Origin of the sequence: Gemmatimonas sp. (assembly GCF_041689975.1) — a bacterium.
Lineage (GTDB): Bacteria > Gemmatimonadota > Gemmatimonadetes > Gemmatimonadales > Gemmatimonadaceae > Gemmatimonas.
The window spans coordinates 1-24,598 of sequence record NZ_JBDNFF010000207.1 but is presented as its reverse complement, the minus strand read 5'-3'; the positions used below and the strand labels follow the sequence as shown (position 1 = coordinate 24,598).

24 protein-coding genes, 1 pseudogene and 1 riboswitch are annotated in these 24,598 nt (G+C 64.9%); of the genes and pseudogenes, 14 read left to right on the top strand and 11 right to left on the bottom strand.

Annotated features, from left to right (window positions below):
- Window positions 1-432, top strand: a 432-nt coding sequence (locus ACESNG_RS13310; RefSeq protein ID WP_373060470.1) for a CheB methylesterase domain-containing protein, incomplete at its 5' end; no start/stop codon positions are given.
- A 23-nt stretch (window positions 433-455) separates the two neighbouring features.
- Here ACESNG_RS13310 and ACESNG_RS13305 read toward each other — a convergent pair.
- Entirely contained in the window at window positions 456-1,169 is a 714-nt protein-coding gene (locus tag ACESNG_RS13305; protein WP_373060468.1) for a sensor histidine kinase, read from the bottom strand.
- Between the two features lie 76 nt (window positions 1,170-1,245).
- Between ACESNG_RS13305 and ACESNG_RS13300 the strand changes: the two genes are divergently transcribed.
- From ACESNG_RS13300 to ACESNG_RS13290, 3 genes are read left to right on the top strand one after another with little or no spacing between them, the layout of a single operon-like run.
- On the top strand, window positions 1,246-1,866 hold the full coding sequence (locus ACESNG_RS13300; RefSeq protein ID WP_373060466.1) for a hypothetical protein: 621 nt from the start codon (window positions 1,246-1,248) through the stop codon (window positions 1,864-1,866).
- A 7-nt stretch (window positions 1,867-1,873) separates the two neighbouring features.
- Window positions 1,874-2,527 (top strand): DNA-3-methyladenine glycosylase, encoded by a 654-nt coding sequence (locus ACESNG_RS13295; protein ID WP_373069315.1) that lies wholly within the window; start codon window positions 1,874-1,876, stop codon window positions 2,525-2,527.
- A gap of 49 nt (window positions 2,528-2,576) precedes the next feature.
- On the top strand, window positions 2,577-3,950 hold the full coding sequence (locus ACESNG_RS13290; RefSeq protein WP_373069317.1) for a TIGR01777 family oxidoreductase: 1,374 nt from the start codon (window positions 2,577-2,579) through the stop codon (window positions 3,948-3,950).
- A 299-nt stretch (window positions 3,951-4,249) separates the two neighbouring features.
- Here the strand turns inward: ACESNG_RS13290 and ACESNG_RS13285 are convergent, their stop codons facing one another.
- A complete protein-coding gene (locus tag ACESNG_RS13285) occupies window positions 4,250-4,510 on the bottom strand; it encodes a hypothetical protein (RefSeq protein ID WP_373069313.1) in 261 nt (86 codons plus the stop codon).
- Here ACESNG_RS13285 and ACESNG_RS13280 point away from each other — a divergent pair.
- Together ACESNG_RS13280 and ACESNG_RS13275 are read left to right on the top strand one after the other, a co-directional pair.
- On the top strand, window positions 4,509-5,471 hold the full coding sequence (locus tag ACESNG_RS13280) for a prohibitin family protein (protein ID WP_373063433.1): 963 nt from the start codon (window positions 4,509-4,511) through the stop codon (window positions 5,469-5,471). The genes ACESNG_RS13285 and ACESNG_RS13280 overlap by 2 nt on opposite strands.
- Before the next feature lie 5 nt (window positions 5,472-5,476).
- Window positions 5,477-5,977 (top strand): hypothetical protein, encoded by a 501-nt coding sequence (locus tag ACESNG_RS13275; RefSeq protein WP_373063435.1) that lies wholly within the window; start codon window positions 5,477-5,479, stop codon window positions 5,975-5,977.
- A 150-nt stretch (window positions 5,978-6,127) separates the two neighbouring features.
- Here ACESNG_RS13275 and ACESNG_RS13270 read toward each other — a convergent pair whose 3' ends face one another.
- The 4 genes from ACESNG_RS13270 to ACESNG_RS13255 all read right to left on the bottom strand — a co-directional run bounded on the left by ACESNG_RS13270 (window position 6,128) and on the right by ACESNG_RS13255 (window position 9,647).
- Window positions 6,128-7,213: a dihydrodipicolinate synthase family protein gene (locus ACESNG_RS13270; RefSeq protein ID WP_373063437.1), complete on the bottom strand. Its 1,086-nt coding sequence runs from the start codon at window positions 7,211-7,213 to the stop codon at window positions 6,128-6,130.
- On the bottom strand, window positions 7,200-8,234 hold the full coding sequence (locus ACESNG_RS13265) for an NAD-dependent epimerase/dehydratase family protein (RefSeq protein ID WP_373069311.1): 1,035 nt from the start codon (window positions 8,232-8,234) through the stop codon (window positions 7,200-7,202). The genes ACESNG_RS13270 and ACESNG_RS13265 overlap by 14 nt, the downstream gene beginning before the upstream one ends.
- A 7-nt stretch (window positions 8,235-8,241) precedes the next feature.
- Window positions 8,242-9,024, bottom strand: a complete 783-nt coding sequence (locus ACESNG_RS13260) for a lysophospholipid acyltransferase family protein (RefSeq protein ID WP_373063441.1) — start codon at window positions 9,022-9,024, stop codon at window positions 8,242-8,244.
- Window positions 9,025-9,164: 140 nt separating this feature from the next.
- Window positions 9,165-9,647, bottom strand: coding sequence for a SufE family protein (locus tag ACESNG_RS13255; protein ID WP_373063443.1), 483 nt, complete (start codon window positions 9,645-9,647; stop codon window positions 9,165-9,167).
- Window positions 9,648-9,712: 65 nt separating this feature from the next.
- Between ACESNG_RS13255 and ACESNG_RS13250 the strand changes: the two genes are divergently transcribed.
- The 3 genes from ACESNG_RS13250 to ACESNG_RS13240 are packed head-to-tail and all read left to right on the top strand — an operon-like array spanning window position 9,713 to window position 12,593.
- Window positions 9,713-10,693, top strand: a complete 981-nt coding sequence (locus ACESNG_RS13250) for an HlyD family secretion protein (RefSeq protein WP_373069309.1) — start codon at window positions 9,713-9,715, stop codon at window positions 10,691-10,693.
- Window positions 10,690-11,463, top strand: coding sequence for an ABC transporter ATP-binding protein (locus ACESNG_RS13245; RefSeq protein WP_373063447.1), 774 nt, complete (start codon window positions 10,690-10,692; stop codon window positions 11,461-11,463). The genes ACESNG_RS13250 and ACESNG_RS13245 overlap by 4 nt, the downstream gene beginning before the upstream one ends.
- Window positions 11,460-12,593, top strand: coding sequence for an ABC transporter permease (locus ACESNG_RS13240; RefSeq protein WP_373063449.1), 1,134 nt, complete (start codon window positions 11,460-11,462; stop codon window positions 12,591-12,593). Before ACESNG_RS13245 ends, ACESNG_RS13240 begins: the two co-directional genes overlap by 4 nt.
- A 2-nt stretch (window positions 12,594-12,595) precedes the next feature.
- On the opposite strand, the gene ACESNG_RS13235 is transcribed toward ACESNG_RS13240, so the two are convergent.
- Entirely contained in the window at window positions 12,596-13,579 is a 984-nt protein-coding gene (locus ACESNG_RS13235) for an aldo/keto reductase (RefSeq protein ID WP_373063451.1), read from the bottom strand.
- A 115-nt stretch (window positions 13,580-13,694) separates the two neighbouring features.
- On the opposite strand from ACESNG_RS13235, the gene msrP reads away from it, so the two are divergent.
- From msrP to ACESNG_RS13215, 4 genes are all read left to right on the top strand, one after another.
- Window positions 13,695-14,624: a protein-methionine-sulfoxide reductase catalytic subunit MsrP gene (gene msrP / locus ACESNG_RS13230; protein ID WP_373063453.1), complete on the top strand. Its 930-nt coding sequence runs from the start codon at window positions 13,695-13,697 to the stop codon at window positions 14,622-14,624.
- Between the two features lie 8 nt (window positions 14,625-14,632).
- Window positions 14,633-15,295 carry a sulfite oxidase heme-binding subunit YedZ gene (locus ACESNG_RS13225; protein ID WP_373063455.1) on the top strand — a complete coding sequence of 221 codons (663 nt, stop codon included), beginning with the start codon at window positions 14,633-14,635 and terminating at the stop codon, window positions 15,293-15,295.
- Window positions 15,296-15,359: 64 nt separating this feature from the next.
- Entirely contained in the window at window positions 15,360-18,209 is a 2,850-nt protein-coding gene (locus ACESNG_RS13220; RefSeq protein WP_373063457.1) for a putative bifunctional diguanylate cyclase/phosphodiesterase, read from the top strand.
- Window positions 18,193-19,452, top strand: coding sequence for a class I SAM-dependent RNA methyltransferase (locus tag ACESNG_RS13215; RefSeq protein WP_373063459.1), 1,260 nt, complete (start codon window positions 18,193-18,195; stop codon window positions 19,450-19,452). Before ACESNG_RS13220 ends, ACESNG_RS13215 begins: the two co-directional genes overlap by 17 nt.
- A 184-nt stretch (window positions 19,453-19,636) precedes the next feature.
- Here the strand turns inward: ACESNG_RS13215 and ACESNG_RS13210 are convergent, their stop codons facing one another.
- From ACESNG_RS13210 to pnuC, 3 genes are read right to left on the bottom strand one after another with little or no spacing between them, the layout of a single operon-like run.
- A complete protein-coding gene (locus ACESNG_RS13210; RefSeq protein ID WP_373063461.1) occupies window positions 19,637-20,077 on the bottom strand; it encodes a DUF6526 family protein in 441 nt (146 codons plus the stop codon).
- Between the two features lie 40 nt (window positions 20,078-20,117).
- Window positions 20,118-20,714, bottom strand: coding sequence for an AAA family ATPase (locus tag ACESNG_RS13205; RefSeq protein WP_373063463.1), 597 nt, complete (start codon window positions 20,712-20,714; stop codon window positions 20,118-20,120).
- Complete coding sequence (gene pnuC / locus ACESNG_RS13200; RefSeq protein ID WP_373063465.1) at window positions 20,648-21,307, bottom strand: nicotinamide riboside transporter PnuC; 660 nt, start codon at window positions 21,305-21,307, stop codon at window positions 20,648-20,650. The genes ACESNG_RS13205 and pnuC overlap by 67 nt, the downstream gene beginning before the upstream one ends.
- Before the next feature lie 26 nt (window positions 21,308-21,333).
- Window positions 21,334-21,437: riboswitch (TPP riboswitch) on the top strand.
- Here pnuC and ACESNG_RS13195 point away from each other — a divergent pair.
- Window positions 21,430-23,571: a TonB-dependent receptor gene (locus tag ACESNG_RS13195; RefSeq protein WP_373069307.1), complete on the top strand. Its 2,142-nt coding sequence runs from the start codon at window positions 21,430-21,432 to the stop codon at window positions 23,569-23,571. (Overlaps the previous riboswitch by 8 nt.)
- A gap of 510 nt (window positions 23,572-24,081) precedes the next feature.
- On the opposite strand, the pseudogene ACESNG_RS13190 reads toward ACESNG_RS13195, so the two are convergent.
- Window positions 24,082-24,570 (bottom strand): annotated as a pseudogene (locus ACESNG_RS13190) (fasciclin domain-containing protein); the annotation flags it as partial.
- Window positions 24,571-24,598 lie beyond the last annotated feature (28 nt).

Here is a 24,598-nt window from a genome sequence, read left to right as displayed (position 1 = left end):
GATCAAGTGTGCGCGATGCGCGTGCAGGAAGCGAAGGACGGCGACTTTGTCGTGCCCGGCCTCGCGCTCGTTGCGCCCGGTGGCAAACATCTGGTGTTGCAGGCCAGTGGAGCGCGGTGGGCGGTGCGGGTGAAAGATGGCCCTAAAGTGCATCACCAGCGTCCCGCGGTGGATGTGCTCTTTCAGAGCGTGGCGCGCAGTGCCGGACGGAATGCCGTGGGCGCGCTGCTGACCGGTATGGGCGCCGACGGTGCCAAGGGGATGCTGGCGATGCGCGAAGCCGGCGCGTACACCGTGGCGCAGAACGAGGAGACGTGCGTCGTGTACGGCATGCCGCGCGAAGCGGTCAAAATCGATGCGGCCGTCGATGTGCTGCCGCTGGACCGCATCGCCGACGCCCTGCTGCACGCCATCGCCGCCAACCGCGTGTAGTTGGCGGTCGAGTGCGGCGTTGGTTAGCCGGCGAAGCCGTCCGCCGGCAGTATCACGCGGACGCGAGTGCGGGGTGTCCCGGCCGACGTGGCATCGGATGCGCCGTCGATGCGCTCGAAATGGAGTGAGCCGCCGAGTGCGCGCACGAACGCGGCCACGATGGCCAAGCCGATCCCTGCCCCCGGCACGCCCTGCTTCGACGTCACGAACGGCTCGGCCACCGTGGCCAGCAGCTCGGCTGGAATGCCATCCCCATCGTCCTCGACTTCGACCATGACTGCGCCGTCCTGCATGGTGCTGCGGACCACGATCGTGCTTCCCGGTGGCGCGGCGTCATGGGCATTGCGAAGCAGCTCGATCATCACGTCCCGCCACCAGCTCGCATCGGCGTGAATCTGTCCGGCCCCGAGCGTCACCTGAACGGCCCGGTCGCCCTGCTCGGAAGCCAGCTCCGCCTGCGCGTCGGCGATGCCGTCGCCGACCGACGTGGGGAGCCGACGCATGTGCCCAACGCGGGAAAACTGCGTCACCCGCTGGAGATACCTCACCGTGGCATCGGCGGCCCGATAGATCTCCCCGACGTCAGCGTGCATCGGATCGCTGTCGGGAATGTCGGAGAGCAGCAGTTCACTGTACGTCCGGACAACGGTCGAAAAGTTGTTGATGTCGTGCGAGACCCGCCTGGCAAAGCGCACCAGCGCATCGGTGTCGGACACCGCATTTGTGGAGGAGGCCATATGCGGGATAGAATACACTCCACAGTGGTAATCACAACGGTCACTTTTTCGTCCGCCTTCTCCGGGAGCTCGCACCATGATGTTCCGAACCAGCTGTGTCGTGAGCTGTGCCGCCGCGCTGTCGCTTGCTGGTGTCACGCTCGGTTCCGCGCTCGGTGCCCCGCTCGGTGCGCAGACGCCGCCGCCGGTGCCAGAGCAGATCACAGCGGCCACGCAGGCGCTCCCGAAGGAGATGCGCGACGGCGCCGGCGTGATGGGCTACAAGACGGCCGGCAAGCTGGAGTGGCTGCGCCCCACAAAGAACGGCATGATGTGCCTGGCCGACGATCCCGCCGAAGAGCAGTTCCACGTGTCGTGTTACCATGACTCGATGGACCCGTTCATGGCCCGTGGTCGCGCGCTGCGCGCGTCCGGCGTGAAGGGTGCCCAGGTCGATACCGTGCGCTTCGCCGAGGTGAAGGCGGGGAAGCTCAAGATGCCGACGGCACCGGCGTCGTTGTATCAAATATTCGGCGCGAAGGACGCGTTCGATGCCGCGTCCGGTACGGTGAAGAAGGGCAACCCGTTGTTCGTGGTGTACATCCCGTTTGCCACGACGGCCACCACGGGTATTTCCACCACGCCGTCCGATACGAAGCCGTGGCTGATGTTCGCCGGCACACCGAAGGCGCACGTCATGTTCTCGCTCACGATGTGAGCAGGCGTTGACGCTCGTTCGACTGACGCCGCGCCGCCTGAAGGAGGCGGTAGCGACACTCAGTGCCAACGATCCAAAGATGGCGGCCGCCATCGAACGTGTGGGCCCGTGTACGATGATCCCGCGCGCCGATGGCACGCACTTCGATCATCTGGCGCGGGCCATCGTTTTTCAGCAGCTGTCGGGTAGTGCGGCCTCGACGATTTATGGGCGATTCAAGGAGCGTATAGGAGGTGGCACCGATGCGCCTACGCCAGCGCAAATTCTGACGTCGGATGAGGCCATGCTCCGTGCCTGCGGACTCTCCGCGGCGAAAACGCGCGCGATCGTCGATCTCGCGCGACATGTCGAGGATGCCCGTCTGCCGCTCGATGTGATCGGCACGATGGACGACGACGCGGTGATCGACGCGCTGGTCGCCGTGCGCGGGGTGGGGCGCTGGACGGCGCAGATGTTCCTGATGTTCCGGCTCGGCCGCCCCGATGTGCTGCCGGTGCTCGACCTCGGGGTGCGGAAGGGCGCGCAGCGGATTTATCGCATGCGAGCACTGCCGGAAGCCGACCGTCTCGAAAGGGTGGCTCGGAACTGGCGTCCGTGGGCAAGCGTTGCCAGTTGGCACTGCTGGCGGGTTCTCGACCTCGAGGACGCCGGCGGCTGGTAGCGCAGGGGCTGGTGGATGCGGGTCGCCGCAACGGAGAGTGGTCGTGTCGATGCAGGAATTCCGGAAGCAGGTGCAGGCCCCCGTGTCCGTCGAGGCGCTGTTCGCGTGGCACGAGCGCGCGGGCGCCTTCGAGCGGCTGTCGCCACCGTGGGATCGCCCCAAGGTGCTGGAGCACACGGGCGGCATTCGCGACGGGGCCAAGGTGGTGCTGCAGGTGCACGCCGGCCCGGTCCCCACAACGTGGACGCTGGAGCATCGCGACTACCTCGCGAATCGACAGTTCCGCGATGTCATGCGTGAAGGACCGTTCGCGGTCTGGGAGCATACACACAGCTTCGCGCCGCTCGATGCGCACTCGAGCACGCTCGACGATCATATCCGCTACCAACTGCCGCTCGGCGGCCTCGGCAATGCGGTGGCCGGCGGCTACACGCAGCGCACGCTCACCCGCGTCTTCGCTTATCGTCACGCGGTCATGCTTAGTGATCTGGCTCGTCACGCTTCGTTCGCTGATCGGCCACGACTGCGCATCGCGATTACCGGCGCTTCGGGATTCATCGGCACTCAACTGACGGCATTTCTGTCTACCGGTGGACACGACGTGATCCGTATCGGTCGCAGCGCGCCCAAGCCGGGCAGCGACGACATTCAGTGGAATCCCGAACGCGGACAGCTCGATGCGCGCGGGCTTGAAGGCATCGATGCGGTGATCCACCTGGCCGGTTCTTCGGTCGCGTCGCGGTGGACGACGGCACATCGCGCGTCGCTCAAGAGCAGCCGGGTGGAAGGCACGTCTCTACTGGCGCACACGCTCGCTCAGCTGTCGCGTAAGCCGCGCGTGTTGCTCAGCGGCTCGGCCATCGGCATCTACGGCAGTCGCGGTGACGAGCTGCTCGACGAAGGCAGCGCGTTGGGTGACGACTATCTCGCCGACGTGGGGCGCGCCTGGGAAGCGTCCACGGCGCCAGCGGAGAAGGCCGGCATCCGTGTGGTCCATCTCCGCACCGGGATCGTGCAAGGCGCCGCCGGCGGCGCCCTTGGTACGCAGGGCCCGCTGTTCCGCTACGGCGCGGGCGGCACCCTCGGCCCTGGCACGCAGTTCGTGAGTTCGATCGCGCTGGACGACGAAATCGGTGCTATTCACTTCTGCCTGATGCGCGACGAGATCCGCGGCCCGGTCAACCTGGTGGCGCCGACGGCTGTTACGAATGCCGAATACACGAGAGTGCTCGGTGACGTCATGAGCCGGCCGACGATCGCACACGCGCCGGCCTTCGCGTTGCGCCTGCTCCTGGGCGAGGAGATGGCGAATCTGACCGTGCTTGCGAGTCAACGCGTGGACCCGCGCGTGCTCCGCGAGGCTGGATTCGAGTGGCGGCTGCCAGGGTTGGCGCAGATGCTTCGCTTTGAACTTGGAGAATAGCTACGAGCTACGAGCTAAGAGCGAACGGCAACAGCCGGAACACGGAGATAACTGATCAACGGAATAGCACGGAGTAAGATGGCCAGCGCTTTTCATCTTATCCGTGCTTTTCCAGTAAATCCGCTGTCATCCGTGTTCCAGCTGTTGTGTTCTCGGTTGACGTCGGCAAGGAAAGAGGATGGGCAACTGGAGCCGTATCTCCTTGTGGATCAACAAGATAGCTCCGGAATGTCGCGCCGTCCTTCCTCTGTGATCGCAGGTGGTACCGATTTCTCACACTTTCCAGTGCGCGCACGGTATTATTCAGTAATTATATGAACGCCATCATGCTCGAGAGCGCTCTTTTCATCGCCTTGCTGGCGGTGGTTGGCGCTCTTTTTGTTACGGCGCTGGGCATTACCCCATTTGGCCGCCGGATTCGGCAGACGGCCAATCGCAAGCGCATCGATCGCCAAGCCGATCTCACGTGCCCGATTCACGGGTTGCAGCGCGAAGAAGATCTCGTGCGACTTCCCGCGGGTGAACCGTTGTGCTCTCATTGTTACAAGGAGGCCGCTCATGGCTACATCGATTGAGTCTACGCTCGACGAACTGCGCAGCTCCATGCGCAACCCGCTGACCGGCATGCCGGGGGGGGGTGGTGGTAGTAGCGTGTTCGTGAAGCTCGCCGGCGCGGTGGTTGCGCTGCTGGTGGTGTTCTTTCTCGTTCGTCCGTCGGTTGCGTACATCGAGCCCGGTCACGTCGGCATCGTGATTCATCGCGGTGGTGGCGGCGTGGATCCCACGCCGCTCGGCCCGGGGTTTCACCTGCGCAATCCGCTCATGACGCAGATCCAGGAATACCCCACGTTCATGCAGACGCTGGTGCTCACCAAGGAGAGCACCGAGGGTTCGGAAACCAACGACGAAATCAACGTGAACTCGGTGGAAGGTCAGCCGTTGTCGCTCGACGTGTCGATGAGCTTTGAACTACGTGGTGACAAGGTGCCGCAGCTGTATCAGACCTTCCGCACCGATGTGCAGACGATCTCGCACGGCTATATCCGCCAGGCGATCCGCCAGTCGTTGCAGGAAGTGGTGGGTAACGAGGAAATTGCGGCCATTCTCGGGCCAAAGAAGGCGGAAGTCGTTACGCGTACGCAGGCCAATCTGCAGAAGCGCCTCGACCCCTACGGCATCGACGTGCGACAATTCACGCTCAACGAGTTCCGCGCGCCGAAGGCGGTCATGGACGCGATCTCGCTCAAGAACGTCATGCAGCAGCAGGCGCTCACGGCGCAGAACGAGCTGCAGAAGAACACGTTTCAGGCACAGGGTGACAGCATCAAGGCCGTGGGTCGCGCCAAGGCGATCATGGCCGAAGCGGAAGCGCAGTCGCGCGCTAACGAGCTGCTTTCAAAGAGCATTACGAACACGCTGGTGCAGTATGAGATGGCGAAGCGCTGGAACGGGCAGATGCCGCAGGTCACCGGCGGTGCCATGCCGATGCTGCAGCTCCCCGGCAGCAAGACGCCGGAGTAATCGCCATGCCAGTCGTGAATTTTGACGCGCTCCCCGATCAGGCGCGAGCGTGGGTGTTCGGAGCAGCGGCGCCGGTAGTCGGCGCCGCCGCGCAGTCACTGCTCTCCACGGTCGACGCGCATCTCGCCAACTGGCGCGCACACGGTGCGCCACTGGTCTGCGCCCGCGAATGGCGTGACGATCGGTTTCTCGTGATCGGTGTAGACGAAGGCGCAACTGGTGCAACGGGCTGCTCCATCGACGGGCTCTTTCACGCGCTGCGTGAGATCGAGTCGCTCGTGGGCACTACGCTGGTGGGCGGCGGCGCGGTGTATTGGCGGGATGCCGCAGGCGGCGTGGTGTCGGGTGCGCGCCCGGCATTTCGTGAGGCAGCGGCTGGTGGTGCGGTGGTGTCCGAGTCGTGTGTGTTCGACACGACAGTCACTACGGTCGGCGGGTATCGCACGGGTTTCGAACGGGCCGCCGCGGAGAGCTGGCATGCCAAGTTGTTGCCTGCAGAACGGTGAGTGATTGCTGGTCCGGCTGACCTGATCACGCAGAGAAAAGCCGGAGAGCGCAGAGGGCGCAGAGAAGACATTCTTTCTCCGCGCCCTCTGCGCTCTCTGCTCCTCTGCGTGATCTGTTCGGCGACGGGCGATCAGTTCAGCTGTCTCGCCTTATCGGAGAAACTCATCCAGCCGCTCCGCCACGAAATCGTCGTCGGCCAGATCGGGATACTGCGCAGGCAGCCGCGCCAACGCATCACCCTGACCGGGCGAGAGCTGTTCGTGCGTGTCGAACGTCCACGTGCCGCGCACCAGGCCCTGCAGGCGCAGGATCTCGAGAATCCCCGGCAGGCAGCCCTGATAGCCATGAGCCGCGTCGAAGATCACGGCGTTGGCCATCGTGAGCGCCGCGCCGCGGGTGAGCCACTCGCGCGGCAGCGTGTAGGCGCCCGATGCGCGCCATGCTTGAATTTCGCGCAGCATGCGTGCCGCGCGCGACGTCCAGACGGCCCACTGGCCCAGCAATCCACCCACGAAGTGCCGCGTGTAGGCGCGGCCGCCGCTGGTAACGGGTACGTCGGTTACTAGATCGGGCACGATGGCGTCGTCGTTGCCGGTGTACAACGCGATGTCATCGCGACCCGCGTCGGCGAGCGCGCGCACCACATCCATCGTGGCGTACCGATCGAACGGCGCGACTTTGATCGCCACCACGTTCTGGATTTCCGCGAACTCGCGCCAGAACGCGTACGACAGCCGTCGTCCACCGACCGCAGGCTGCAGATAAAAGCCGAACAGCGGCAGCACCTCCGCCACACGCGCACAGTGCGCGAGAATCGCCGCATCGGTCGCGTCGCGCCACGCCCCCAACGACAGCAGCGCGCAGTGATACCCGAGCGCCTGGGCGATCTGCGCTTCGCGCACCGCCTGCGCGGTGTCGCCGATCACGCCTGCCACGCGTACAAACGCGCGCGGATCGCGCGCCAGTGCGTCGTCGGCTGTCTCGGCAGCGAGCTCCAGAACCGGTCGGTACAAGCCGATCTTGGCGTCGTGAATCGGGAAGCCGGTCGTGTGCACGCCGACCGCTATGCCGCCGGCTCCCGCCGCCACGTAGTAGCGTGTCAGCGCGCGCTGATGCCGCTCATCCATCCCGCGCGTGGGTAACAGCGCCAACGGGTGCGCCGGAATGACCTGGCCGATGTGCAGGTGCCGTCGAATGTCGAAGGCATCGCTTAGCCGGTGCTCAGTATCGGCCATCGCGCACCTCGAACTTCGTAGGCTTGTTCAGCATGCGGCCATCGCACCGAATCCACCGTACTGCCCACTCGCAGAGCGTGTCGAGCGGCAGCGCCGTGTATGGCAGTCGCTCCGTGAGCCGATCCGTGTTGGCGATCAACGCGTCGTCGCGTGGCGTACCCGCAAACACCGGGGAGACGCCAGCGATCGCACCGACGCGCTCGGCGATGTCGCGGACCGCTACCACTGTCCCGGTCACGTTCAGCGCGACGGACTCACCGGCGGTCGGCACGGTGGCCAGGGACAGCGCGCGCAACGCCAGCCGATTCGCATCCCCCTGCCAGATCACGTTCACATACGCCGTGTCGAGCGAAACGGGTACGCCGTGCAATACCTTGTGTGCGATGTCGGCGACAACGCCGTAGCGCAGATCGCAGGCGTAGAACAAGCGATACAACAGCAGCGGGGTGTGTGTGCGACGCGCGATCGATTCGAATACGCGCTCACGACCGATGCACGACGCAGCGTACTCGCCGTCCGGCACGAGCGCGTCCTGCTCACGGGCACCGCCGCGTGCGACGGCCTGTCGTCCGTACACATTGCCCGTCGAGAAACAGACGATGCGTGAACCGGTGAAGCGCTGTGCCGCGAGCGCGGAGGCTACGACATTCTGTGTCCAGGTGCCGACCGGGTCTCCGGTGGACCCAAACTTCTGTCCGGCCATCCACAGCACGTTCGGCGCATCAGGAAGCGCTGTCACCGCATTCGGATCGGCGAGGTCGGCGCGTATCGTTTCGACACCGGTCGCCTGTAGTGCGCTGGCGGCCGCTGGGTCGGTGAATCGCGACACGGCGATCACGCGACGCGAGGGATCGGTGATGGCACGGCGAGCCATGCGGGCCAGGGTGGGGCCCATCTTGCCGCCGGCGCCGAGGATAAGCACGTCGCCCGACAGTGACGACAGCGCCGTGATGGTGCGTTCGTCGGGCGCCGACAAGAGGGCGTCGAGTTCGATCTCGTTGGTCGGCGCCCCGGTTGTCATGGCGAAATCAGGCCGCGGTCACCGCGGGCGCGTCGTCGCCCACAGGCACACCCAACTCGGCGGCGAGCAGTCGGCGACCCGCCTCGATTCGCTCACGCGTGAGCTGCTTGAGCGTACCAACGTCGGCGAGCGTCAGCCCGGTGGTCGCGATCGGTTCGAGCAGCTGAGCAATCGCGCGGGCCGGCAGAAAACGGAACGTGCCCTTCGCCATGGCGTGACGCGTGCCGGCCACCGCGATCGGGAGAATCGGCGCGCCCGATTCGATGGCCAGACGAAAAGCGCCGTCCTTGAACGGCAGCATCTCCCACGTACGCGAGCGCGAGCCTTCAGGGAAGATCATGACCGACACCTTCTTGGCGAGGCGGTCGCGACACTGCACGATCGCGTCAGCCGCGGAGTCGCGGTTGCCGCGCACCAGCTTGATGTCGCCGGCCATCTGCATCATCCACCCCATCAAGGGAATCTTGAACATGGTGTCTTTGCTCAGCCACTTCATTTCCCACGGGAAGCAGCTGATCAGGAACACATCAGCGTACGACTCGTGATTGGCCACGACTACGTACGGTCGGCGCGCATCGGAAAGCGAACCTCTGGCATGGAAACGCCAGAGGCCATTGAGTCGTAGCGCCGCGACGGCCACCAGGCGGAAGGCACGACCAGCCGCGTAGCGACCGGGATCGAACGGCGCCGTGACGGCATAAATCAGGGCGACGACCGGCGTCCCGAGCAGCACGACGAGGGCGGTCGCGGTCCAGGCCCACCAGTGCTGCAGCGTTTGCACGAACCGCATGGTGGCGCTCAGCTGGCGAGCGTAACGAGCGCAAGCTCGGCGGCGACTTCCGCGGACATTCCGAGCGAACCGTTCTGACGGACGGATAGGGGCATAAAGACAGAGAAGGGGGTACGGAGTCGGGAGTACGGGGTACGGAACTATTCCGAAGCCGATACCGTCGTGGCGTGGCGCTTGAGACGGGCAATCATGGCGGACAGACCGGATTCGCGAGCGCCGAGCCCGATGTCCTGCATCAACAGCCGCACGAAATCTGCTGGAAGCGCCAGCGTCACTGCCGGCGGCTGATCGTTGACGGCCGCGAAAGTGATCGCGAGTACCGCGGCCACGGTCGGCGACTGCCGGGCGTTGACGTCGGCGTAAAAATGGATCGTGCCGTCGTCTTGCCGTTCCGGAAAGATATCGACCCGCGTCTGGCATTCGGGCACGGTAAACGCCGTGCGGTCGAGACCAGCAAGCCGTTCCGGCAGCGGCTCGAGCTTTTTCGACCAGCCTAATAGCGCCTGCATCTTGTCTTCCCGCTCCAGCATACGGAACTGCCGAAGGGTGCGGGCCAGCGAGGCAGGCAGCGCTTCGTCGGAGGAAGACGCGTCTATGGGAGTTGGCGGGGTGGCGTGAGACATGCTGGAATGCAATGTTGCCGTGGTCGGCCGGTCAAGCGTGCCCGGTGCGGCGGGTGTCTCTCTTCGTGAGTGATTTCGTGATAGTGCGTGCTTTCCCGCTCGTCGCGCTCGGACCGCTTTTGCTGCTTGGCGGCTGCTCACGGTCGTCGACTCCCGAAACGGCGGTGGGTACCCTGGAAATGGTCGAGGTGGACGTCGGGCCACTGCAGCCGGCCCGTGCGCTCCGTGTGCTGGTGCAGGAAGGCGACATCGTGGAGGCGGGGGACACGCTGGTGCTGTTCACGACGCCCACCTTGGCCAGTTCGACGGCCCAGGCGGAGGCCGCCGCCGCGGCCGCGCAGGAAACGTCACGCGAACTCGCGCGCGGTGCCCGCCCGGCGGAGATAAGCCGCGCGCAGGCGGAGGTGCGGGCCGCCGAGGCCGATGCTGAGCGCGCCGCCGCTGATCTTGCTCGACTCGAACCGCTCGCCGCCAAGGGCGATGTGAGCCGTGCCACGCTCGATGCCGCACGGTCCACCTCGCGCGTGACCGCTAGCCGTCGTGATGCCGCGCGTGACGCGCTGCGGCTGGTGCAGGAGGGTGCGCGCCCGGAGCGGCGTCAGGCCGCGGCCGCCGAGGCGCGCGGCGCCCAAGCCGCCGCCGAGGGCTGGTGGGCCATGGCGAATGACCTGGTGCTGATCGCACCGGTGAACGGTGTGGTGTCGAGCCGCAACGTGGAGCCTGGTGAGGTGTTGGCGGCTGGCCAGAGCGCAATTACCGTGGCGCAGCCGTCGCGTCCGTGGGCGCGCATTTACGTGTCGCAGTTCGTGTTGCCCACGCTGCACCCGGGCGACTCGCTGTCGGCACGGCTCGATGGTGACAGCACGGTGTTTCGTGGCCGCATCTCGGCGATTGCCACACGCGCCGAGTTTACGCCGCGTGTCGCGCTCACGGACAACGAACGCGCCGACCTGCTGTTCGGCGTGAAGGTGGAGTTTGCCGACACCACGCAGCGACTGCGCGCCGGCATGCCGATTTCGGTGCTGTTGCCGCGCACCGCCAAGTGAGTGATCCGGTAAGCAGTGTGGCCCCGGCTGTGGTCCGTACGCGGGCGCTGCGGAAAGCGTACGGCGCGTTGGTTGCGGTACATGGTCTCGATCTGGAGATCGCGCGTGGCGAAGTGTTCGGACTGCTCGGTCCCAACGGATCGGGGAAGACGACCACGATTCGCATGCTCTGCGGCTTGGTGGTGCCCACGAGTGGGTCGGCGGAAGTGGCCGGACTCGATGTCGAGACGAATACGGAAGGGGTGCGTCGGCGCATCGGCTACATGTCACAACGCTACGGATTGTACGACGAACTCACGGTGGCGGAGAATCTCCGCTTCTACTCGTCGGTGTACGGCCTCGTGGGACGCGATCGCGAGCAGCGGCTGGCGACTCACGTGGAGTCGCTCGGCCTCGGCTCGCGCCTGAATCAGCGCGCTGGTACGCTCAGCGGCGGATGGAAACAACGGCTCGCCCTCGCGTGCGCCACGGCGCATCACCCCGACTTGGTGTTTCTCGACGAGCCCACCGCCGGTGTCGATCCGGCGGCCCGTCGCACGTTCTGGGAAGCGATCTATCAGCTGGCGCGCGAAGGCACCACGATTCTCGTCACCACGCATTACATGGACGAGGCCGAGCGCTGTATGCGGCTCGCCTTTCTCTCGCGCGGGCATCTGATCGGGTTGGGCACGCCGGCGGAGATCGTGAAGCAGTTCAACGCGAAAACGGTCGAAGACGTCTTCGTGATGCTGCAGCAGCGTGATGAAGCCGATGCGGTGAAGCACTCATGAGCGCGCTGTATGAGCGGGTGCGACGGTGGACCGTGTGGCCGATGCTCTGGAAAGAGTTTCTGCAGCTCCGGCGCGACCGGCTCACGTTTGCGATGATGACCGTGCTTCCGGCCATTCAGTTGCTGCTGTTCGGCTACGCGATTCAGACCGATGTGCGAAGGCTGCCCACGGTCGTGCTCGACGAATCGCGTACCAGCGAAAGTCGTGCGCTCATTCAGGTGCTCGCCAACACCGACAACTTTACCGTCGTGGCGTCAGTACCCGACCGCGCGTCGGCCAAGCGATGGATCGAACGCGGCGCCGCGCGGGTGGCGCTCGTGATTCCACCGGAGTATCAGCGCAACATCCGCCGTGGTCACACCGGTGTGGCGCAAATGCTCATCGACGCCGCCGATCCACAGAGCTCGGGCGCAGCGATCGCCGGGGCGCAGCTCGCCGCCCAGGCGCGCGGTGTGCAGTTGCTGGCGTCGCAGTACAAGATCCGTCCGCCGGTCGAGATTCGCGTGCGCCCGTGGTACAACCCGGCGCAGAAGAGCGCGACGTTCATCGTGCCGGGCATTGTCGGCATTCTGCTCACGATCACCATGACGCTGATCGCCAGCGCCGCCATCGTGAAGGAGCGCGAACGCGGCACGCTCGAGCAGCTCATCGTCACACCGATCAGTCGCACGAGTCTCATGCTCGGCAAGCTGGTGCCGTTCGTGCTGGTGGGCTACGTGCAGATGTCGGTGGTTCTCGCCCTCGGCGTGATTTTTTTCGATATCCCGGTCATGGGGAGTCTCGTGCTGCTCTATGCGCTGGCGTTGGTGTTCATCGTGGCCAGCCTTGGCGTGGGACTGCTCATCTCCACCGTGGCGCGCAGTCAGGTACAGGCCATGCAGCTGGGCTACTTCTTCATGCTGCCGAACATCCTGCTATCGGGTTACATCTTCCCGCGCGCGGCGATGCCGGAGCCCGCGCAGTGGGTCGGCGCCGCGTTGCCACTCACGTGGTTCCTCGACATCCTGCGCGGCGTATTGCTGAAAGGGGTCGGTCTGCGCGAGCTGTGGACACAACTTGGTGCGCTGTCGTTGTCGGCGCTCGTACTGCTGATCGTGTCGGTGCGGCGGTTTTCGAAGACGCTGGATTGATCCTACTCGTGACCCTTTACCGCGTGCGGGCGATACGACGCCTCGAGTCGCGTGATCTCGTCGACTGACAACGTGAGGTCGACCGCGCCGAGTGCTTCATCGAGCTGATACATCTTCGTGGCACCGATGATCGGCGCGGTCACAGCAGGCTTCGACAACAGCCACGCGAGTGCGATCTGCGCCATCGGCACTCCACGTTCGGCGGCGATCGCGCGTGTGGCGTCGACGATCTCCCAATCCTTCTCGCCCTCGTACAGCCCTACGGCGTACGCATCATGCGCAGCGCGCGTGGTAGAGGTGCGGTCGTCGAGCGCGGAGCGCGTGCCGGCCAGCAGTCCGCGGGCCAGCGGTGACCACGGCAGCACCGCGATCTTCTCGAACTCACACAGCGGAATCATCTCGCGCTCCTCTTCGCGGTACAGGAGGTTGTAGTGATTCTGCATGCTCACGAAACGCGGCCAGCCCTCGAGGTCGGACGTGCCGAGCGCGCGTGCGAACTGCCAGGCCCAGCCGGAACTCGCGCCGATGTAGCGCACCTTGCCTGACTGCACGAGATGGTCGAGTGCGGCGAGCGTTTCCTCGATCGGCGTGACGGCATCGAAGCGATGGATCTGATACAAGTCGATCGCGTCCACGCCCAGTCGCGTGAGACTCGCTTCGCAGGCCTGCACGATGTGCTTGCGCGAAAGGCCACGCCTGTTCGGTCCGGGCGCCATTGGCCAGTACACCTTGCTGGCCAGCACGATTTCGTCCATGTGGCCGTACTCGCGCAGCGCGCGGCCCGTGACCTCTTCGCTCATGCCGAGGGCATACATGTCGGCGGTGTCGAAGAAGTTGATGCCGGCCTCGATAGCACGACGGAAGAACGGGCGGGCGTCCTCCTCGCTGAGTACCCACGGGCGCCAAGTCGGGGTACCGTAGCTCATGCACCCGAGGCAGAGGCGGGACACGGAGATCCCGGTAGAGCCGAGCGTCGTATATTGCATGGGGACGAATCGGAGGAAGTGACCGGACCAGAGATCGTTCAAGCGCTCAATTCGGGAACCGAACGGCGTGCTCGCAGCTAGAATGTATGCACCCTCGACCCGGACCTCGACGCCCATGCTGATTCGCCGCCCCGATGATATTCCGTCTTCCGACATCACGCCGGAAACCGTGTACCAGAACCGTCGGGCCTTTGTGGGCACCGCCGGAGCGTTGGCGCTGGGCGGACTGATCGCACCGTCGGCGCTGCAGGCCATGCGCTTCGATCGCGGCACGGTTGGCTTGCAGGAGAACGACAAGCTGACGCCCGAGGACGACGCGACCAGCTACAACAACTACTACGAGTTCGGGACCGGCAAGGACGAGCCGAAGGAGCAGGCGAAGGACTTCCGCCCGATGCCGTGGACCGTGAATGTCGAGGGGCTGGTCAAGAAGCCGCGTCCGTACTCGTTCGACGAGCTCGTGGGCAAGTTGCCGGTGCAGGATCGGGTGTATCGGCACCGCTGTGTGGAAGCGTGGTCGATGGTGATCCCGTGGCAGGGCGTGCAGCTCAAGGACGTCATCGCCCGCTGCGAACCACTGCCGAGTGTCAAGTTCGTGGAGTTCACCACGCTTTACGATCCGCGCCGGATGCCGGGACAGGCCCGCGCGGTCCTGCCGTGGCCGTACAAGGAGGCGCTGCGCCTCGACGAGGCCAATAATCCGCTGGCGCTGCTGGCCACCGGCATGTACGGCAAGGCGCTCCCGAACCAGAACGGCGCCCCGCTCAAGCTCGTGGTACCGTGGAAGTACGGCTTCAAGGGCATCAAGGCGATCGTGAAGATCAAGTTCACAGACAAGATGCCGAATACGACCTGGAATGACGCCAACCCCAGCGAATATGGCTTCTACGCCAACGTGAATCCGTTGGTCGACCATCCGCGCTGGACGCAGGCCAAGGAACGTCGGATCGGACAGTTCCTGAAGATCCCGACGCTGCCCTTCAACGGCTATGCGAGCCAAGTCGCGTCGCTCTACAGCGGCATGGATCTGCGGAAGTACTACTGAGCCCTGATATGCGGTCAATGTTGGCGAGGGCCGAGGCGCCCACTCGGCGCCTGGTCCGTCCGGCGCTGTGGCTACTGGTGATCGTGCCGTCCATCGTGCTCGTGGCCCAGCTGCTATTGGATCAGTTAGGTGCCGAACCAATTGAAGCGCTTCAGAAGGCGTCGGGTGAATGGACCCTGCGCCTGCTCGCCGCGTCGTTGGCGGTCACGCCGCTCATGCGCCTTACCGGGTGGGGCTGGCTGGTCGCGCAGCGTCGGTTTCTCGGTCTGGCCACGTTCTTCTGGGCGCTGGGGCATCTCAGCGTGTACATCGTGCTCGACCAATTCTTCGACTGGCCGGAGATCGTAAAGGACATTCTCAAGCACTTGTACATCACGGCTGGGATGCTGGCGTTCGTGCTTATGATCCCGCTGGCCCTCACGTCCACCAAGTGGTCCATCAAGCGGTTGGGCGGGAAACGGTGGAATCAGCTGCACCGTCTGGTGTACGTGTCGGCCATCGCCGGCTGTGTGCATTACCTCTGGGCCGTTAAGAAGGATCGCGAGGAGCCGATGCTCTACGCAGCGGTGTTCGTGGTCCTGTTCGCGCTGCGCTTCATTCTGCGCAAGCCGGGTCCACGGTCCCCACGCTCCGTTCCTCCCGATGCTTCGGTGACTCTGCCAGCAGCGTGATGGTTCGGGCGCGAGGAATGTCCCTGCTATGGGAACGCCTCGACTCACTCCGACCCCTCGTGCCATGCCCTCACCCGCCGCCGCCGGCTCGCGTCGATCGGGCAACCACTTGACCACCAATCTCCGGCGCTCGCTCGACAGCATCCCGGCTATTGGTGGTCCGGTATTCGGGGCATTCCAGAACCGCTCGATTCTGGCGGCGCTGATTGGATACACTGCCGTGGTGACCACGTGGCTGGCGGTTGGATCGCCCGGCGTCGGTCTCGGCAGCTGGACCCGCAGTTTCGCCCCCCAGGTCATCGCGCTCGTGGCGATTGTTTTCTCGTGGCGCGCTGGCCTAGAGCTCGCGTTCGACCGTGGCACACGCCGGTTCTGGAAAGCGGTGGCGGGTGCACTTTCGATATTCCCGATCGCCCGTTTCGCCATCGACTTCGTGGTGCGTCCGGTGTCGCCGGCAACCGCCGACCTCGCCGTGATGATCACGCCGGTCGTGGCCGAGGTCGTGTTGCTGCTCGCGTTCCTCTGCCTGCCGAGTGCGCCGCGTTCGGCTGTGGATCGCGCGAAGCTGGCGCTCGACGTCAGTACCGTGGGCGTGGCCGGATCGCTCGTGACGTGGTACGGCCTCTGGATGATCGACGGCAGCGGCATCGCCGTACGCCCGTTCGCGATTCTGCACGCGCATGCGACGCTCGAACTCATCGTCATACTGGTGGCGTCGGTGTTGTGGAGGCGCACCGCGCTGCATCATGGCGCGAATGTCCTCGTCGTGCTGGCCAGTGCGCTCCTCATGCAGTTCGTCGTGCACGTGCTGGCTATTGTGCAGATGACGCAGGGCGACACGAATCTCGATGTCGTCCGCATCGCCAGCCCGGTGAGTTTCGCCCTTTTCGCTATCGCCGCGTGGGTGAGTATCGCGACGGTGATGCACCGACAGATTCGCGCGCGCAGTGAACGCGATCAGTTCACCGCAAGTGTCATCCCGTTCGTGGCGGTGTTACCGGGCTTTGCGCTGTTGCTCAAGCTTGCGATCTCGGGCGCGCCGCACACCGGAGGCACGCAGCCGTTGCTGGGCCTCGTCATCGGGGTGGTCGTGCTGACCGCGCTCGCCTTCGCCCGTCAGTTCACGTCCACGAAGGACGCGGCGCGCGGGCTCGCCGAGTCGACGGCACGTAACAACGAGGCACGCTTTCAGGCGCTCGTGCAGCACAGCAGCGATGTCATCATGATCCTCGATCCGGATGGCACCATCCGGTATGCGAGTCCGTCGATGGCGCTGGTGTTCGGACACGATCCGGCCAAGCTCGTGACCGCGCGTATCGAATCGATTTTACACCCCGAGGATCTCTCCGAAGCGCTACAGTTTCTCGAGGAATTGGCCCGGTCGAACCGCTCGCGTACCGGCGGTGCGACGCTCGGCGTGCTGAAGCGTGAATGGCGCATCCGGCACGCCAATGGCGCCTGGCATACGGTCGACAACGTGGGCACGAATCTGCTCAGCGAGCCGATGGTTCGCGGCCTCGTGCTCAACACGCGCGATGTGACGGAGCAGAGCGTGATCAAGGAACAGTACATGCACCAGGCGTTTCACGATTCGCTCACCGATCTCGCGAACCGCGCACTGTTCCTGTATCAGGTGGGGTGCGCCCTCGCACGCGCGCAGCGGCACTCGAACGCGGTCACTGTACTCTTCCTCGATCTCGACAACTTCAAGACGGTCAACGACTCGCTGGGGCATGCCGCTGGCGATCGCTTGCTGGTGGAAGCGGCGCGCCGGTTGGCGACCTGTGTACGCGACAGCGATCTGATTGCGCGCCTCGGCGGCGATGAGTTCGCGGTGCTCGCCGAAAACACCGGAACGGTAGACGAGGTGCTGGCTATTGCCGAACGGGTCGGCGTCGCGTTGAGCAAGCCGTTTATGCTGGGCGGAAAGGAAGTGTTCGTGAACGCGAGTATCGGTATCTCGAGGAGCACACGAGGCGAGAGTACCGATGAACTCGTGCGGAATGCCGACGTCGCGATGTACGTGGCCAAGACCCGCGGCAAGGGACAGCATGTGCTCTTCGAGCCGGAGATGCACAAGGCGGCGCTCGATCGACTGGTCGTGGAAGGGGATCTCCGTCGCGCCATCGAGCACGAGGAGTTCCTGGTGCAGTATCAGCCGATCGTGGCCCTCGAGACCGGTGACATCATCGGCGCCGAGGCCTTGGTGCGCTGGATGTGCCGCGATCGTGGAAAGGTTCCGCCAGGATTGTTCATTCCGATTGCTGAGGAAACGGGGCTGATCGTGCCGATCGGTCGCTGGGTGCTTCGCCGGGCCTGCCTTGAGGCGAAACGGTGGACCGATGAGCGCGGGCTGCCGGTGCGGATCTCGGTCAATCTCTCGGGGCGTCAGCTGCAGGAGCCGGGGATCGTGGATGATGTCCGGCAGGCGCTGGCCGATTCGGGGCTCGCAGCGGACCAGCTCGTGCTCGAGATCACGGAGAGCATGCTGATGCAGAACACCGAGCTGTCGATGGCGCGCTTGAACGCGCTGAAGGCGCTCGGGATCTCGCTGGCCATCGACGACTTCGGGACAGGTTATTCTTCCCTGAGTTATCTGCAGCGCTATCCGATCGACATCCTGAAGATCGATAAGTCGTTCGTGGATGTCATCGATAAGGGAGGCGAAGGACCGGTCCTGGCCAGCGCGATCGTGGCACTTGGAGAGACCTTGCGGATGAACACCGTGGCTGAGGGTATCGAAACGGAGGCGCAACGCGGCCACCTGCTCGCCCTCGGTTGCGAGCTCGGACAGGGCTACCTGTTCGCGCCGCCGCTGGATGCCGAAGACTTTTGGCAACTGTTGGTCGCTCGAGGTTCCCGTACGCCCTACGCCACACTCCGGCGTCGCGACATGAGTGTCAAAGCCGCATAAGCCCGACAATTTTATCCCCGCGCGTCTGGTTCGACCGGCTCGCGCCGAGCGCCCGAACCCTGCGCTGATCCCGACGGAGCTTCCGTCGGGCTTTGATGCGTTTGCGATCGCCGCACCTGGCCTGGCACCCTTGGTGGCCGCCGAGTGCATCGCGCTTGGCATCACGCCTCGCGACGTCAGTCCGGCCGGCGTGTCGTTCAACGCCACGGCCGAGCAGCTGTTTACGGTGAACCTGTGGTCGCGACTCGCCAGCCGCGTGCTGGTGCGGCTCGCCGAGTTCGAGGCGCGCGATTTTGCGACGCTCGAGAAGATGGCGGCGCGCGTCCCGTGGCACCTCGTACTCTCCCCCGGCGCGGCCGTGCGGTTGCGCGTGACGTGCCGCAAGTCGCGCCTGTATCACTCGGATGCAGTGGCCGAACGCGTGGCGCGCGGGATCACGAACAGCATCAAAGGTTCGCAGGCGCTCGGTCGCGCCAGAGATGACGAGGAAGACGACGACGGCAACACACAGCTGATCGTGGTGCGCTTCGATCACGATCGGTGCACGATCAGCGCCGACAGTTCCGGCGCACTGCTGCACCGGCGTGGCTGGCGTCAGGCGATCGCGAAGGCACCGCTGCGTGAGACGCTGGCGGCGGCAATGCTGGCGTCCTGTGACTGGAACGGTGGCGCGCCGCTGGTGGATCCGTTCTGCGGGTCGGGTACCATCGGTATCGAAGCGGCGCTGCGTATGCGTCGCATGGCGCCGGGGCTGGGGCGCGAGTTCGTGATGGAGCTGTGGCCCGGCGCCGATTCCCCCATGCACGCGCGGGTGCGCACCGCAGCCAAGGCAGAGCAGTTACCGTCGGTCGGCGTGCCGATCGTGATGCGGGATCGTGATGCCGGTGCCTGCAAAGCGGCGGTGGCCAACGCGGAGCGCGCGGGAGTCCTGCAGGATCTTGTCATCGAGCAGGGGCCGCTGTCGGACACGTCGCTCGAGGCGATCGGCACGACGGGATTGGTACTCACCAACCCACCGTACGGACTGCGCATCAGCGACGGCGCGGACTTGCGATCACTGTATGCGCGACTCGGCGATGTGGTGCGCGCTGGTGGCCGCCAGTGGCAGCTCGGGCTGCTGGTGCCCGATCGCGTGCTCGCGGCGCAGACACGACTCACGTTCGACGCCGTGCTGCGCACGGCGAACGGTGGGTTACCGGTCGAGCTGTTGCTGTCGCGCCTCGGTAGTGTCTCAACGTTGTGAGGTCGGAGCGCCCCCGTCCGTCGACGCGATGGCCATATCAACCCTTTTGCTGTGCTTCGCGTGCTCTGCGAGCTTCGCGTGAACCAGCGGGCTCTCCGATCGCTCCGTGGCAGCCGTCAGCACCGCGGTTCGCGCGAAGTCCGCGAAGATCGCGAAGGCACGCGAAGAACAACAACGCGCCATATCAGACGCGGAAGGTGTCCGGGCGCCAGGTCTTGATCTTGCTTTTGATCTCGCTGCCCTTGAGTTCCGGATTCTTGATCACCATCTCGACCAGCGACGCGAGCTCGGCGTCGCTCGCGAAGCGCAGCGCGATGTAGTGGCGCGGCGAGAAGGCGACCTGGGCGCGCGCCGCGAGATCGGCTGGCAGCAGGCGGGTGTAGCGGAGCTGCTCCTCGAGGCGGATCAGACGGTCCTGCGCGCGTAACGGCGAGAGGCGCGAGACCGCTACCACGCCGAACAGCGCCAACGCACCGACCAGCATGTAGACCGTATCCGCGCCCGGATTGGTGATCAGTCGCTGTACGCTCCAGATCACGAAAATCAGGGCCAACGGGCTGGTGAAAAAGTGATACATGGGCACGTACTGCCCGTGATTGGCGAAGCTTTGTGCCTTGTCGGCCATGATGGTCTGTGTCGGAGTAAGGAGTTGGCGCGCGGGCGCGTCAGCGTCGCGTCGCGCCGGGGAAATCGCCAAGTAGGGCGTCGATCGACTTGGCGGCCGTGGTCAATCGCTCCTCCCACGTGCCCTGCACAACGGTAACCGGCGCGTGGAATCGCGCCAGCGTGTCGCGAAAGAGCGCTTGCACCTCCTCGCGCTGCTCCTCGCGGTCGCGGACGCCGTCGGCAATCCAGGGCACGTCGATATCGAGCAGCAGATAGTGCGTCGGACGGCGCGCGATGGCCGCCTGCTCGATGAAGTCGGGACACCGGCCGAAGTAGTGTTGGCAATACACGACGGTGCTCACCAAGTCGGTGTCCTGCAGCAGCAATGTGTCACCGCGGGCCAGGGCGCTCATACTCTGCATGTCTTCCAGCGCTATCTGCCCCTTGGCAATAGGGCCGTGGTCGCGGAAGTCGAGCGGAGTGCCTTTCGCCGCGGCGTACTCGCGCACGAACTCGGGGACGCACGTCACGCCGTAGCGCGCTGCGAGCTGCGCGCCAAGCGTCGTCTTGCCAACCGACTCCGATCCGGTCAGGACGATGCGAGTGAGTTCGCGGTTGAGTACTCGAGGCGCGAGCGCGCCGCTGATCGATGCCATTGTACGTAGCCGATGATGGCGAGCACCAGAAACACCGCGTACAGAATCGCCGTGAGCGGGAGCTGCCGATTGATGAACAGACCAATGTAGACCACGTCGACGGCGATCCAGAGCAGCCAGTTCTCGAGGAGTTTGCGCGTCATCATGTACTGTGCCACGAGGCTGATCGACACGAGCGCCGCATCGAGCCACGGCAGCGCGGCACCGGGCAAACGGCGCGTGATCGTCGCCAAGGTGACCCACGATACGAGTGCGATCGCTGCGAGCAGCAACGCAGTGCGACGCGCGGTACGTGTGACCACCACAGCGTGGCGATCGGGTCCGCCGCGCAGCCAATGCCACCAACCATAAAGCGACAACACGAGATACACGACCTGCAGGCCCGTGTCCGAATAGAGACCGGTGCGGGCGAACACCACCACGTAGAAGCCGGCGTTGAGCACGCCGAGCGGCCAGCTCCAGATGTTCTCACGGGTCACGAGCCAGACGTTGAGCACACCCGTGATGAAGCCCAGGAGCTCCGGGCAGGAGCTCCCGTGCGCGACGAGCCATGCGCAGGGGTCGGACAGCAGGTGGAGCTCCGTACTGGTCATGAGACGCAAAGCTAATTAACGTTCCTCGCACATGACCGGGGTGCCGGCGCCGCCAGTGAGCGTCGGCTGAGAGAGTCCCGTAGAACCTGATCCGGCTCGTACCGGCGTAGGGAGTCCAATCGATGTATCCGCACGCAATCGCGCGCCCATGGCGCACGCGGCGACTTTGTGTCGCCAGCCTCAGCGCCACGCTGATGACCGCCACAGCGGCATCCCTTCTGTCCCTCACTACGGCGATGATCGCGGCCTCTCCGCTCGGCGCGCAGGTCCGTCCTGACAGCGCTCGAACGGCCGCCAAAGCCGACTCGATGCGCCGCATTGAAGGCGTGCTGGTCCGCGCGATCCGTGCCAATGAACAAGCGCCGATATCGCAAACCACGATAGGTCGCGCCGCCATCACACAACGGCACTTCGGGCAGGATGTCCCGATGCTGCTCATGAATGCCGCCCCGTCGATGACATCGCATACCGAAAACGGCACCAACTGGGGCTACAGCTACCTGCGGCTGCGCGGAATGGATCAGACGCGCATCAATATCACGATCGACGGCGTCCCGCTGAACGACATGGAAGATCAGGTGCTGTACTTCGCCAACCTGGCCGACCTGATGTCGAATGTGCAGTCGGTGCAGGTACAGCGCGGTGTGGGCACGAGCACGGCCGGCACGGCGTCGTTCGCGGGCAGCGTGAACTTCGAGACGATGCCGGTGGCGCGCGCCGATGCCGGCGGTGACGTACAGTTGCAGATGGGATCCTTCGGTGCACAGCGCGTGACCGCGTCGTTCAACTCCGGGCTGACCGCCAGCAGATTTGCCGTATACGGTCGCGCCAGCGCACTGCGTACCAACGGCTACCGCGATCATAGCGGCGTGATGGGACGCTCCGCGTTCGTGGGCGCCGGTTGGTTCGGCGCGCGCGACGTGCTCAAGCTCACGACGCTGGTGGGGCTGTTGGCCGATACGCTCTCCTACACCGGCGCCACGCGAGAGCAGCTGGCGGCCAATCGCCGCTTCAACCCGCTGCAGCGCGACGAGCGCGACAAGTTCGGACAGCAGCTGGTGTCACTGGCATACACCCGCGCGCTCCAGAACGGCGGTTCGGTGAGCACCACGGTGTACCGCAACTCGGCCCGCGGCAATTACGATTACTTCGAACTGCCCGATCGCTATCGCTTCAATCTGGCGCATACGTGGTACGGCATAACGAGCGCGTACAACGTCGAGCGCGGTGCGCTGCGCGTGAACACGGGCATCAATGCGAACACGTATCAACGCGCGCATCGCGGTTACCTCCAGCCGTCGACCACGCTATACGACAACACGGGTCATAAGCAGGATGCGAGCGCATTCGCGAAGCTGTCGCTCGATGCGGGGCGGGCCCGCTGGTTTGCCGACCTGCAGGGACGTTACGCGAAATTCCGCTACGAGCCCGACGCCAACGCCGGCATCGATCAGCGCGCTATCGACTGGATGTTCTTCAATCCGAAGGCCGGAGTGACATATCAGCTCGCTCCGGGTCTTTCGACATATGCTTCCTACGGCATCACCAGCCGTGAGCCGGCGCGTAACGATCTGTTCGCCGGCGACGACGATCTGAACAGCGGCAACGTGGCCGATTATGGTGACTTCGCGCGCGTGAAGCCGGAGTCGGTGCGCGACGCCGAGTTGGGTATCACGCTGTCGCGTACCACGTTGGACGTGTCGGCCAATTTGTACAGTATGGATTTCCGCAACGACATCGCGCGCATCGGTGCGCCAACGGCGTCGGGTGCGATCCTGCGCCGCAACGTGGGCAACAGCTACCGCCGTGGTGTCGAAGTGGACGCCGCGTATCGCGGCATCTCGCGCGTGGTGTTGGCCGGCAACGCGACCTGGAGTCAGAACCGCATTGCGCAGTTCACGGATTCGTCGCGTGGCACACCGGTGGTGCGACGCAACGTGGCGCCATTGCTCACGCCGGCCTTCATCTCGTCGCACCGTATTGAGCTGTCGCCGACGAACCGCTTCATGGTGAGCGTCGAGGGTCGCTATCAGTCGAAGGCGTTCCTTGACAACACGAGTAGCGCAGACCGTGTACTACCCGATTACTACACGCTCGACGCGTCGGCGCGCGCCACGCTCGGACGCTATGCACTCACGGTGCGCGGCGCGAACCTTGGGGATACGCAGAAGTTCGCGAGCGGCGCGGTGTCGGGGTCTGGGCGGGTGCGCTATTTCGTGCTTCCGGCGCGCTCGGTGTTCGCAACGCTCAGTGCGGAGTTCTGAGAGCGAACAAAAACGGGTAACTATTGCTGTTCTTCGCGTTCTTCGCGTTCTCTGCGCCCTTCGCGTTGAGTGCAGTTTTGTAGAAGCGGTACTGCTTGCGGACGGATATCGCTGACGATCGACAATGTGCTTTTTAACGCGAAGGGCGCGGAGTTCGCGAAGGACGCGAAGAACAGCAGGGGCTTTTCCTGGTAGTGAACCCCAGCGTTACCGCGATCCCATCTGTCTGGCCGAGGCGAGTGCCTTCCGTAGTACCACGGCGCGCTCACGCGGCGTGCCACGGGTGTCGCGCAGCGCCGCACGCAAGCCGCGCTTGGCATCTTCGGGTACGTCACGATCATTGAACGAGAGCAGCGCATTCGCAGCGACCTCATAAATCGCGACGGTCGATGCGGGCTGGCCGTCGTTGTACAACGGGGCGCCGCGATCGATCGCGAGGTCGATCAACGAGCTAGCACTGCCGCTACTGCTTCCGGACGAGCTCTCACGCGTGGACTCGCCCGAGCGGGTATCGGGTGGCAGCAGCACACGGTCGATCACGTGGATGAGTCCGTTGCTCGCCGGGATGTCGGCAATGCGTACGGTTGCGTCGTTGATGCGAAGCTCGCCGTTCACATCGCTGATGCGCACCTCGAGGTCGGCCACCGTCTGCGCGGAGCGCACGCTGCGTGCCTGCGCGGCCGTGACGCGGCCGGCGACAACATGATACGTGAGAATCGTGCGCAGCTTCTCGCGATTCTCCGGCTTCAGCAACTCGGCGACCGTACCGCCCGGGAGTCGCTTGAACGCCTCATCGGTGGGGGCGAAGAGGGTGAACGGTCCGCGTCTAAGGAGCGTTGACGTGAGACCGGCGGCGTCGACCGCGGCGAGGAGGGTGGTGAACTGACCGGCAGTTTTGGCGACCTGCGGGATCGTTGGTGTGTTGCGTGATGGATGCTGCGCGTCGGCGTTCGGCGCGACGCCCAGCGCGGCGCCGAGAAGCAGGGCAACGGCCACGATACGGCGGTATACTGCGTTTGGCGTGGTG

Bases quoted from the DNA above. Each gene is read 5' to 3' on its own strand.
- ACESNG_RS13305 (WP_373060468.1), bottom strand. From the start codon at position 1,169: ATGGCCTCCTCCACAAATGCGGTGTCCGACACCGATGCGCTGGTGCGC.
- ACESNG_RS13300 (WP_373060466.1), top strand. From the start codon at position 1,246: ATGATGTTCCGAACCAGCTGTGTCGTGAGCTGTGCCGCCGCGCTGTCG.
- ACESNG_RS13290 (WP_373069317.1), top strand. From the start codon at position 2,577: ATGCAGGAATTCCGGAAGCAGGTGCAGGCCCCCGTGTCCGTCGAGGCG.
- ACESNG_RS13280 (WP_373063433.1), top strand. From the start codon at position 4,509: ATGGCTACATCGATTGAGTCTACGCTCGACGAACTGCGCAGCTCCATG.
- ACESNG_RS13285 (WP_373069313.1), bottom strand. From the start codon at position 4,510: ATGAGCGGCCTCCTTGTAACAATGAGAGCACAACGGTTCACCCGCGGG.
- ACESNG_RS13275 (WP_373063435.1), top strand. From the start codon at position 5,477: ATGCCAGTCGTGAATTTTGACGCGCTCCCCGATCAGGCGCGAGCGTGG.
- ACESNG_RS13270 (WP_373063437.1), bottom strand. From the start codon at position 7,213: ATGGCCGATACTGAGCACCGGCTAAGCGATGCCTTCGACATTCGACGG.
- ACESNG_RS13265 (WP_373069311.1), bottom strand. From the start codon at position 8,234: ATGACAACCGGGGCGCCGACCAACGAGATCGAACTCGACGCCCTCTTG.
- ACESNG_RS13260 (WP_373063441.1), bottom strand. From the start codon at position 9,024: ATGCGGTTCGTGCAAACGCTGCAGCACTGGTGGGCCTGGACCGCGACC.
- ACESNG_RS13255 (WP_373063443.1), bottom strand. From the start codon at position 9,647: ATGTCTCACGCCACCCCGCCAACTCCCATAGACGCGTCTTCCTCCGAC.
- ACESNG_RS13240 (WP_373063449.1), top strand. From the start codon at position 11,460: ATGAGCGCGCTGTATGAGCGGGTGCGACGGTGGACCGTGTGGCCGATG.
- ACESNG_RS13235 (WP_373063451.1), bottom strand. From the start codon at position 13,579: ATGCAATATACGACGCTCGGCTCTACCGGGATCTCCGTGTCCCGCCTC.
- msrP (WP_373063453.1), top strand. From the start codon at position 13,695: ATGCTGATTCGCCGCCCCGATGATATTCCGTCTTCCGACATCACGCCG.
- ACESNG_RS13225 (WP_373063455.1), top strand. From the start codon at position 14,633: ATGCGGTCAATGTTGGCGAGGGCCGAGGCGCCCACTCGGCGCCTGGTC.
- ACESNG_RS13220 (WP_373063457.1), top strand. From the start codon at position 15,360: ATGCCCTCACCCGCCGCCGCCGGCTCGCGTCGATCGGGCAACCACTTG.
- ACESNG_RS13210 (WP_373063461.1), bottom strand. From the start codon at position 20,077: ATGGCCGACAAGGCACAAAGCTTCGCCAATCACGGGCAGTACGTGCCC.
- ACESNG_RS13205 (WP_373063463.1), bottom strand. From the start codon at position 20,714: ATGGCATCGATCAGCGGCGCGCTCGCGCCTCGAGTACTCAACCGCGAA.
- pnuC (WP_373063465.1), bottom strand. From the start codon at position 21,307: ATGACCAGTACGGAGCTCCACCTGCTGTCCGACCCCTGCGCATGGCTC.
- ACESNG_RS13195 (WP_373069307.1), top strand. From the start codon at position 21,430: ATGTATCCGCACGCAATCGCGCGCCCATGGCGCACGCGGCGACTTTGT.